The organism is Bradyrhizobium sp. (genome assembly GCF_036009065.1).
Classification (GTDB): Bacteria; Pseudomonadota; Alphaproteobacteria; order Rhizobiales; family Xanthobacteraceae; genus Bradyrhizobium.
Genome location: NZ_DASYMN010000401.1, coordinates 24,400 through 33,435 on the forward strand (window position 1 = coordinate 24,400; position 9,036 = coordinate 33,435).

Here is a 9,036-nt window from a genome sequence, read left to right on the forward strand (position 1 = left end):
GGGTTGGTCATCACTCAGGCAGAGAACGCGCCGACAACGTTGCACCGGACGATTTGGCAATCACGATTCTGTCAGCGCCTTGAAAGTCGATTCTGTCTGGCCACCGACGGCAGGCCCAACACATTGACCTCACGTCGCTTTCGGGCGAATTTGAACCGGTGGAAGGCAAATTCCAGATTTTTCTGATCCTGCTCGCCGTGCTGGCAGCCGTCGCGCTACTGGCGCGGCGGATCAGTGTCGCGCCAGCGATCCTGCTGCTGCTGAGCGGGATCGCGCTCGCCTTCGTTCCGGGCATGCCATCGCTGGAGCTGCCGCCCGAACTAGTGCTGCTGGTGGTGCTGCCGCCGCTGATCTACTCGGCCAGCGTCGCCATGAGCTGGCGCGAATTCAAGCACAGCCTGCGGCTCATCACGCTGTTGTCGGTCGGCTGCGTGATCTTCACGGCCTGCGCCGTCGCCGCAGCGACGCACTACCTGATCGGATTGCCATGGAGCGTCGGCTTCCTGCTCGGCGCCATCGTGGCGCCGCCGGACGTGGTGGCGCCGCTGGCGATCGCGCGCAAGCTTGGACTGCCACGGCGTATTCTGGTCGTACTCGAGGGCGAGGGCCTCGCCAACGACGCCACCGCGCTGATCCTGTATCGCTTCGCGGTGGTGGCGATCACTACCGGTGCATTTTCGCTGCCGAAAGCCATGGGTACGTTCGTCGCGATCGTGGCCTGCGAGATGCTGTTCGGCGCGGCGGTGGGCTGGCTCAGCTTGAGGGCGCGCCACGGCGCGCGCGATCCGCAGATCGAAATCACGCTATCGCTGATCACGCCTTATATCGCCTACTGGATTCCCGAACATTTCGGCGGCTCCGGCGTGATCGCTACCGTCGCCTGCGGCCTCTACATCAGCTGGAACGGGCCGCTGCTGATTTCGTCGGCGACGCGGCTGCAGGGAATCTTCTTCTGGGATCTGGTGATCTATTTGATCGAGGGATTGCTGTTCCTGCTGACGGGATTCCAGATGCGGTTATTGTTCGAGAAATCGAAGGCGTTTCCATTCGACGAGATCCTGTCCGCCACCGTACTGGTCGCGGTCATCATCATTGTCGCGCGCTTTGCCTGGGTCTATCCCGCGACCTATCTGCCGCGGTTTTTCAACAAGCGCCTGCGCGCGCGCGATCCCTATCCCCCTTGGCAAAACCCGTTCGTCATCGCCTTCACCGGCGTGCGCGGCGCCGTCTCGCTGGCCGCGGCACTGGCGCTGCCCTTCACGCTTCCCGGCGGAGAGGGATTTCCCTACCGCGACCTGATCCTGTTCGTCAGTTTCGGCGTGATTTTCTTGACCCTGGTCGGACTCGGATCGAGCCTGCCCCTCGTGGTCAGATGGCTCGGGGTCGCGAATGCGGGACGCGACGAGCATGTCGCCGAACACGAACAGGAGATATCGGCGCGGCGCGAAGCGCTGGCCGCGGCATTGGCCTCGCTCGATGCCATGACCGACGACCGCGAACTCTCCGACGAAGTGGTGAAGCTGTTGCGGGCGCGGCATGAGATCCGCGCCAACCAGTTGCCCAACTCGCTGGACCCGGACGCGCACGATGTATCGGCGACAGGCACCGCATTGACGCGTGAGTTGATTGCCTCGGAGCGCAAGTTCATTCACGCGCTATTGCGTGACGGCAAGATCACCGACGAGACACGGCGGCGGATCGAGCGCGATCTGGACCTTGAGGAAGCGAGTCTCAGAAACCGGGAATACCGGAAGATACCGTTGTGAGACCCGTCATTGCGAGGAGCGCAGCGACGAAGCAATCCAGACTTGGACGCCTTGCGCCATGCTGGATTGTTTCGCTTCGCTCAATGACGAGTGCGCCGTCTTACTCCGCCGCGGCGTTGTGCGGCCGCCCGACATAGCCCGTCTCGTCGCCGAAGCGTTCGACCATCACCGCGGACAGGTCTTTGCTCTTGTGCGTCACGCAGGCGCCGGAGCGGACGGTGTAGCGATCCTGGCGCGAGACGTGCGCGGGCGCGGTGCCGGCCTGCAACGCGCGCGCCGCGTCCATCACCAGCTTGCGAAAGTGCATGATGCCGAGATCGGTGGGCCCGAGATGCTCAGCTGTGCGGTCGGCGATCGGGCCCTGGCTGTCCTGCACCGCCGCGTCCTGTTCCGAGACACCCTTGATGCCGGTATAGCTGTTGGTCTTCTGCAGCTTGCGGTCGATCAGATAGTCGTTGGCCTTGTTGCGCAGCGGCACGTAGTTCTCGTCCACCACTGCCATCACACCGTTGCCGTTGGCATAGCCTTCGCGTTCGGCCTGCGTCAGCGGCCGTTCCGGATTCCAGGCATAGGTGTAAATCCAGCAATTGGTGTCGGTCACCGGCACAAAACTCTGGCCGAAAATATTTTCGCCGGGCATCGAACTCGGCGCGTAGGCATGCACCGGCATCAGGAATTGCGCGATACGCCAATAGATGTCGTCGCTGCCGGTGAGGCGGCCGCCGGCGATCGTGAGACCGGCGTCATGCGGGGTGATCTTGATCACGGGCCGCGGATCTTCGGCGATCCAGCGCATGTGGTCGGTCGCCACCCGCGTCAGCGGATTAATAAAATGCTTCTTGATGTCGAGGATTTCGTTTTCTTCCTTGTCGAAGCTCAAATGCGCGAAGGTGAAATGCGCGGTGTCGATCGAGCCTTCCACTGCCTGCACCCAGTTGCAGTCCTGCCATTTCTTGGTGACAAAGCGGTGCGAGGCCGGCAGCAGCGCCATCTCCAGCGCCGGCAATTCCGGCACGGCGTTGGCCGGACCCATATAGGCCCAGATCATGTCGCCCCATTCGCGCACCGGATACGACTTGATGCGGATCAGGTTTTTGGCATCGAGATCGGGATACGAGGTCGGCATGTCGACGCAAGCACCGTCGGTATCGAATTTCCAGCCGTGATAGACGCAGCGGATGCCGCATTCCTCGTTGCGGCCGAGCCAGAGATTGGCGCCGCGATGCGGACAATGCTGATCGATGAGGCCGACCACACCGCGCGTGTCGCGGAAGGCGAGCAGCTCCTCGCCCATGACGGTGATCTTCTTCGGCGGGCCGTCGGCGTCCGGCAGTTCCTCGGACAGCAGAACCGGCAGCCAGAACCGGCGCAGCAACGCGCCCATCCCCGTATCCGCGCCGCTTTCGGTCAGGAACCGGTTGTCCTCTGCACGGAGCATGGGTTTTCCTCCCGGGCTAAATGCTTGATTTTGACCAAGTTTGGCGTGCGCACGGCTCGTGGTCAATCCAGGATGTTTGGTTAGCTCGGCCGTAGACTTTTTTACACAGTGTAATACACTGTGTAAATTCAGACGGAGGCCTGCGAATGGGAAAATATGAAAATCTCGGCGTGTTCCTCCAGAAGCAACGCACGCGGGAAGTGCCGCTGACCTTCCGCGAAATAGAGAAAATCACCGGCGTGAAGCTGCCGCCGAAGGCGCAGTATCATCGCGCCTGGTGGAGCAATAACGCCGCCAACAACGTCATGACCAAGGTCTGGCTCAGTGCCGGCTTCGAGAGCGCGCAGGTGGACATGGAAGCGCGCAAGCTGGTGTTTCGTAGGGTGATCAAGGCCGGAGAAGTGAGCGGTGGCTTCGCCGAGGCCGCGCCGAAGCCCTACGCCACCAAGGACGGCCGCCACCCGGCCCGCGGTGCATTGAAGGGGATGGTCCACATTCCGCCCGGAGTCGATCTGACCGAGCCGGCCGATCCAGAGTGGGCCGATCTGGTAGATAAGAAGTATGGACCGGAAGTGCGGTGACGGATGTCGCCGCTTCTCCTCGACACGCACGCGGTGATTTGGCTGTTCGAAGACATGCCGCTGGCGCCGAAGACGATATCCGCCATTGAAGCCGCATATCGCGACAACACGCCGCTGCTGGTGTCGCCGATCACCGCCTGGGAAATAGGCCTACTCGTCTCGCACAATCGTATTAGCCTCAGCGCAACGCCACATCGCTGGTTCGCACGTATCCTCGCGACACCCGGGATGCAGCTCGCTCAAATGTCGCCCGACATCCTGATCGCTTCATCGTTCCTGCCCGGCAAGCCGCCGCGCGATCCCGCCGACCGCATCCTGCTGGCGACCGCGCGCGATCTCGGCGCGACATTAGTGACGCGCGATCGCGCAATTCTGGCTTATGGGGAGAGCGGTCAGGTCAGCACGCTGGCGTGCTGACCGTCATCACCGTACCGATCAGGAAAAGAACTAGCGGCTTGGCCGGCGACCCTCCGATTCGATCGTGCGGGTCGTGTCCTTTCTCCTGCAAGCTTGGCGCACATCAACTGACGCCTCAATTGCGAGCGGGCCGGCCATTGCTACGGTGCTTTCCATGACAAGACAGGGACTCGAACTATTACTGGAACGCGTCTCGGCCTGGCCGGAAGAAGCTCAGGAAGAGTTCGTCAAGTCGGTTTCCGACATCGAGACCAAACATTTCGGCGTATATCGGCTTAATGACGAAGAGCGGGACGCCGTGCGTCGCGGCCTTACCGACATGCGCGAGGGAAAACTCGCGACCGACGAAGCCGTCGCAGCGGTGTTTAATCGCTATCGCGCATGAAGGTTCGCTGGTCCGAGACTGCGCTCGCACAACTCGATGATATTTTCTTGTACATTTATGAACGCAAGCGATCCGCAGCCTTATCTGTCTTGTCGCCCGCGCCATAGCGCTGGTCGATATAATCGATCACCATCGCCTTGAACTCGGTGGCGATATTCGGCCCGCGCAACGTCCTGAATTTCTTGCCGTCGACGAACACCGGCGCGGCCGGGGTTTCGCCGGTGCCGGGCAGTGAGATGCCGATGTCGGCGTGCTTGGATTCGCCGGGGCCGTTGACGATGCAGCCCATGATCGCGACGTTCAGCGATTCGACGCCGGGATAGCGCGTCTTCCAGGCCGGCATCTCGACGCGGATGAAATCCTGGATCGAGCGCGCCAGTTCCTGGAACGTGGTCGAGGTGGTGCGGCCGCAGCCGGGGCAGGCCGCGACCAGCGGCACGAAGGTGCGGAAACCCATGGTCTGCAGCAGTTCCTGCGCGACCTGCACTTCCAGCGTGCGATCGCCGCCGGGCTCCGGCGTGAGCGAAATCCGGATGGTGTCGCCGATGCCGTCCTGCAACAGGATGCCGAGCGCCGCGGCCGAGGCCACGATGCCCTTCGATCCCATGCCGGCCTCGGTGAGGCCGAGATGGATCGCGTAATCCGAGCGCGCCGCGAGTTCCTTGTAGACCGCGATCAGATCCTGTACCGCGGAGACTTTCGCCGACAGGATCATGCGATTCTTCGGCAGGCCGATTTCTTCCGCGCGCGCCGCCGACAACAGGGCCGACTGCACCATCGCCTCGCGGGTCACCGCGCGGACATCCTTCGGCTCGGGCAGGAGCGCGTTTTCGTCCATCAGCCGCGTCAGCAGTTCCTGATCCAGCGAACCCCAGTTGGCGCCGATACGCACGGTCTTGTTGTTCCGAATCGCGATCTCGACGATGTCGGTGAACTGGCTGTCGCGCTTGTTCTTGAAGCCGACATTGCCGGGATTGATGCGGTATTTGTCGAGCGCCTCGGCGCAGGCCGGGTGCTCGGCGAGCAGCTTGTGGCCGATATAATGAAAATCGCCGATCAAGGGCGTGGTGATGCCGCGCTTGCGAAGTGCGTCGCGGATGTGGGGCACCGCGGCGGCAGCCTCGTCGCGGTCCACCGTGATGCGCACCAGTTCGGAGCCCGCGCGCGACAGCGCCGCGACCTGTTCCACCGTGCCGGCGACATCGGCGGTGTCGGTGTTGGTCATCGACTGCACCACGATCGGCGCGCCGCCGCCGACGGCGACATTGCCGACCATGACTTGCGTGGTTTTGTGCCGGCCCCTCGGGCCTGCGACGTCGTTCTGCAGCGGTTTTTCGAGCTTGTTCATGGGGTCCAAATATCAGGTTTTGGTGACCTTCAGCAATGGATCAATGACCGGCGGACTGGGCCGGTTAACCAGATAGAGGCCAGCGATGACCAATACGGCGGCGACGGCGAAGGCCGGTGTCAGGGTGTCATGCATGATGAAATAACCACCGATGACGCCAAACAAAGGGGTGATGAAGCTAAAAGCCGACAATCTGCTGGCGGAATAGGTTTTTACCAGCGAAAACCACAGCATATACGTCATTCCGACCACCCAGATCGCCTGATAGGCCATCAGCGACAGCGCCAGCGAGCCGGGAACTCTGGTGATGGTTTCATCCGAAATCCATGCCGAAAGTCCGAGAATCGGGATCGACATCGCGACCTGATAGCCGAGCACCTTTTCGGCCGGCGCCGTGATCAATCGCGTGGTCTTCGCCACCAGTGTCGTTGCAGCCCATAGCGCGCCGCCACCGACCACCATCAGGTCGCCCAGCAGCACCTGCGTATCGACGTCCGCCTGCGGCACGCCGATCGCGAGCGCCACGCCGGCGAAGCTGAGCGCCAGCCCGCCCCACTGAATGGCGCGCAGGCGCTCGCCAAGAAAGCGGTACGAACCCAGAGCTACGACGAACGGCGCGGTATACAGAAACACCGCCGCGCGGGATGCACTGGTCAGCAGGATGCCGCGATAGATCAGCACGAATTCGATGCCGAACAGCACGCCGGCGAACAGTCCAGCACCCAGCGTGCCGTCGCGCTCGAACAATTTGACGCCGCGAATCCAGGCGATCGACAGGATCACCAGCAACGCGCCCGCGGAACGGATCGCGGCCTGCGTGAACGGCGGAATCTCCGGAATAACCAGCTTGATCGCGACCTGGTTGAAACCCCAGCTCAGGCACAACAGCAGCATCAATGCGACGGCGCCGGCGCTGAGCGGACGCTCGGCCGAACTGACGAGTGCCTGATCCGATGACATGAATCCCCTGCCGGCTTGCCGCCGTGTTGTTGCGGGCATGATCCCGAAAAGTGGTCTCCCGGCTTTCGGAGAAGATCATGCCCAAATAATTCAAAGACCCTGCTGGCAATGCGCGCAGGTGCCGGTGATCTCCACCACCGACAGTTTCGGCGCAAAGCCGGTGGCGCGCGCGGCGACGTTCAGGCTCTGCGCCACCGGCGCCGCGGGAATTTCGCCGACCGAACCACAGCGCTCGCAGATCAGAAAAGCAACCATCGCCGCCGCATCGTGGTCATGCGCGCAGGCCAGAAACGCGTTGCGGCTCTCGATGCGGTGGACCAGGCCGTTTTCCATCAAGAAATCCAGCGCGCGGTACACCGTGATCGGCGCCGGCCGCGGGATCGATTTCGCCAGTTCGTCAATCACCTCGTAGGCGCCGAGCGGGCGGTGGCTCGACAGCAATGCCTGCAGCACCTGGCGGCGGACCGGCGTGAATTTCTGCGCCCGGCCCGCGCACACCTGTTCCGCATGCCGAAGCGCGTCCGCGGCACAGCGGTTGTGATCGTGGTCCGGCGCGGGGAAAGTCGGTTTGGTCGCGGTCATGCGGTGGATGTAGCGCGTTTGCGGCCGTTCCGCCCTTATTTTTTCGAAAATTTCCGCAAGTGGGCGGACGGCCGGCATGCGCCCCGCACAGCCCAAGAATACCGTAATTCCATCTCGAAAAATTCATAAGCAAGCTTATTATATCCTATGCTTATGGAGAGCACCCTTATGCCCCGCGGTTCCGTGGATATGCACCTGTTGTTTACCCTCGGCGAGGTGCAGCGGTTGGTGCGCGCCTATGCCGACAAGCAGGCGGCGCGCTACGGCATCACCCGCGCGCAATGGGCTGTGCTGGCCAAGGTCGAGCGCGCCGAAGGCCTGAAGCAGATGGAACTCGCCGAGCAGATGGAGATGCAGCCGATCACATTGACGCGACTGATCGACCGGCTCTGCGACAATGGCTGGATCGAGCGCCGCAGCGATGACTCCGACCGCCGCGTCAACCGGCTCTATCTGCGCAAGGCGGCACGTCCGCTGCTCGCCAAATTGGGCGGATTGCGCTCCGAACTGACGGCGACCGCGCTTGCAGGCATCAACCCATCGGATGCGCACCGTCTGCTCGGACAACTCGAAACCATCAAGGAAAACGTTCGCAACGCGATTCAGAGCGCGAATGAAGAAACGCAAAAGAAAGAAGCGCGCTATGGCTGATCCAGTCCTGAAATTTCCGGCCGAGCAAAAGGGCGTTCCGCCCGATAGCTCGCCGAAGAAAACCGCTGCCGAACCGCGCCGACGCCTGCTGGCCGGGCTTCGCACATATCGCAGGCTCCTGCTGCTGGTAGTGTTGCCGCTGGTGGCGGTGATCGGCGGCACCGCGTTTTACTTGAACGGCGGCCGCTACGTAACGACCGACGACGCCTATGTCGGCGCGCAAAAGGTTCTGATTACCCCGGATATTTCCGGCAAGATCGAAAAGGTCGTGGTCCGCGACGGCCAGCGCGTCAACGAAGGCGACATCCTGTTCGAGATCGATCCGGTGCCGTTCCGCCTGGCGCTGCAGCAGGCGCAGGCCAACCTCGCCACTGCAAAAACCAATTACGACACGCTGAAAAGCAACATCCAGATCTACGGCCAGATGGGCGATCTCGCGCAGCAGGGCGTCGACCTCAAGCGGCGCGACGTCGACCGCAAGACGTCGCTGGTCAGGAGCAATGTCGGCTCGCAGCTCGACCTCGACAATTCGACCACCGCTCTGGTCACCGCCAGCGCGCAGCTCGAACTGCTCAAACAGCAGATTGCGACGGCGAAAAACCAGCTGCTCGGCAATCCGGACCTGCCGCTGGAGCAGTTCCCGCCCTATGCGATGGCCAAGGCGGCGCTCGACCAGGCGCAGCGCAATCTCGACCACTCCGTGCTGCGCGCGCCGATGAACGGCACCGCGACCCAGGTCGACAGCATCCAGCTCGGCCGCTTCGTTGCCGCCGGCACGCCGGTGTTTTCCATCATCGACACCACAAAACCCTGGGTCGATGCCAATCCAAAGGAATCCGACTTCACCTATGTCGCCGTCGGCCAAAAGGTCACGGTCGACGTCGACGCATTTCCCGATCACGTGTTCA

10 protein-coding genes are annotated in these 9,036 nt (G+C 62.4%); 6 read left to right on the plus strand and 4 right to left on the minus strand.

The genetic code is table 11. The annotated features are described in order from the left end of the window. Window positions 1-158 precede the first annotated feature (158 nt). On the plus strand, window positions 159-1,766 hold the full coding sequence (locus VGP39_RS24420; RefSeq protein ID WP_327570662.1) for a Na+/H+ antiporter: 1,608 nt from the start codon (window positions 159-161) through the stop codon (window positions 1,764-1,766). A 100-nt stretch (window positions 1,767-1,866) separates the two neighbouring features. On the opposite strand, the gene VGP39_RS24425 is transcribed toward VGP39_RS24420, so the two are convergent. Beyond that, window positions 1,867-3,204: a Rieske 2Fe-2S domain-containing protein gene (locus tag VGP39_RS24425; RefSeq protein WP_327570663.1), complete on the minus strand. Its 1,338-nt coding sequence runs from the start codon at window positions 3,202-3,204 to the stop codon at window positions 1,867-1,869. Window positions 3,205-3,350: 146 nt separating this feature from the next. Here VGP39_RS24425 and VGP39_RS24430 point away from each other — a divergent pair, with 146 nt between their 5' ends. From VGP39_RS24430 to VGP39_RS24440, 3 genes are all read left to right on the plus strand, one after another. Next, window positions 3,351-3,785, plus strand: a complete 435-nt coding sequence (locus VGP39_RS24430; protein WP_327570664.1) for a DUF7662 domain-containing protein — start codon at window positions 3,351-3,353, stop codon at window positions 3,783-3,785. A gap of 3 nt (window positions 3,786-3,788) precedes the next feature. Continuing rightward, window positions 3,789-4,202: a type II toxin-antitoxin system VapC family toxin gene (locus VGP39_RS24435; RefSeq protein WP_327570665.1), complete on the plus strand. Its 414-nt coding sequence runs from the start codon at window positions 3,789-3,791 to the stop codon at window positions 4,200-4,202. A gap of 64 nt (window positions 4,203-4,266) precedes the next feature. After that, a complete protein-coding gene (locus VGP39_RS24440) occupies window positions 4,267-4,587 on the plus strand; it encodes a hypothetical protein (RefSeq protein ID WP_327570666.1) in 321 nt (106 codons plus the stop codon). A gap of 55 nt (window positions 4,588-4,642) precedes the next feature. On the opposite strand, the gene ispG is transcribed toward VGP39_RS24440, so the two are convergent. The 3 genes from ispG to VGP39_RS24455 form a co-directional block, all read right to left on the minus strand. Beyond that, window positions 4,643-5,935 (minus strand): flavodoxin-dependent (E)-4-hydroxy-3-methylbut-2-enyl-diphosphate synthase, encoded by a 1,293-nt coding sequence (ispG, locus tag VGP39_RS24445; protein ID WP_327570667.1) that lies wholly within the window; start codon window positions 5,933-5,935, stop codon window positions 4,643-4,645. A gap of 12 nt (window positions 5,936-5,947) precedes the next feature. Beyond that, window positions 5,948-6,895 (minus strand): DMT family transporter, encoded by a 948-nt coding sequence (locus tag VGP39_RS24450; RefSeq protein ID WP_327570668.1) that lies wholly within the window; start codon window positions 6,893-6,895, stop codon window positions 5,948-5,950. Window positions 6,896-6,985: 90 nt separating this feature from the next. Further along, window positions 6,986-7,477 carry a Fur family transcriptional regulator gene (locus tag VGP39_RS24455; RefSeq protein ID WP_327570671.1) on the minus strand — a complete coding sequence of 164 codons (492 nt, stop codon included), beginning with the start codon at window positions 7,475-7,477 and terminating at the stop codon, window positions 6,986-6,988. Window positions 7,478-7,645: 168 nt separating this feature from the next. On the opposite strand from VGP39_RS24455, the gene VGP39_RS24460 reads away from it, so the two are divergent. Both VGP39_RS24460 and VGP39_RS24465 read left to right on the plus strand, forming a co-directional pair. Next, on the plus strand, window positions 7,646-8,128 hold the full coding sequence (locus VGP39_RS24460) for a MarR family transcriptional regulator (protein WP_327570669.1): 483 nt from the start codon (window positions 7,646-7,648) through the stop codon (window positions 8,126-8,128). Continuing rightward, window positions 8,121-9,036: HlyD family secretion protein (locus VGP39_RS24465; RefSeq protein ID WP_327570670.1), on the plus strand; the 916-nt coding region annotated here is incomplete at its 3' end. The genes VGP39_RS24460 and VGP39_RS24465, both read left to right, overlap by 8 nt.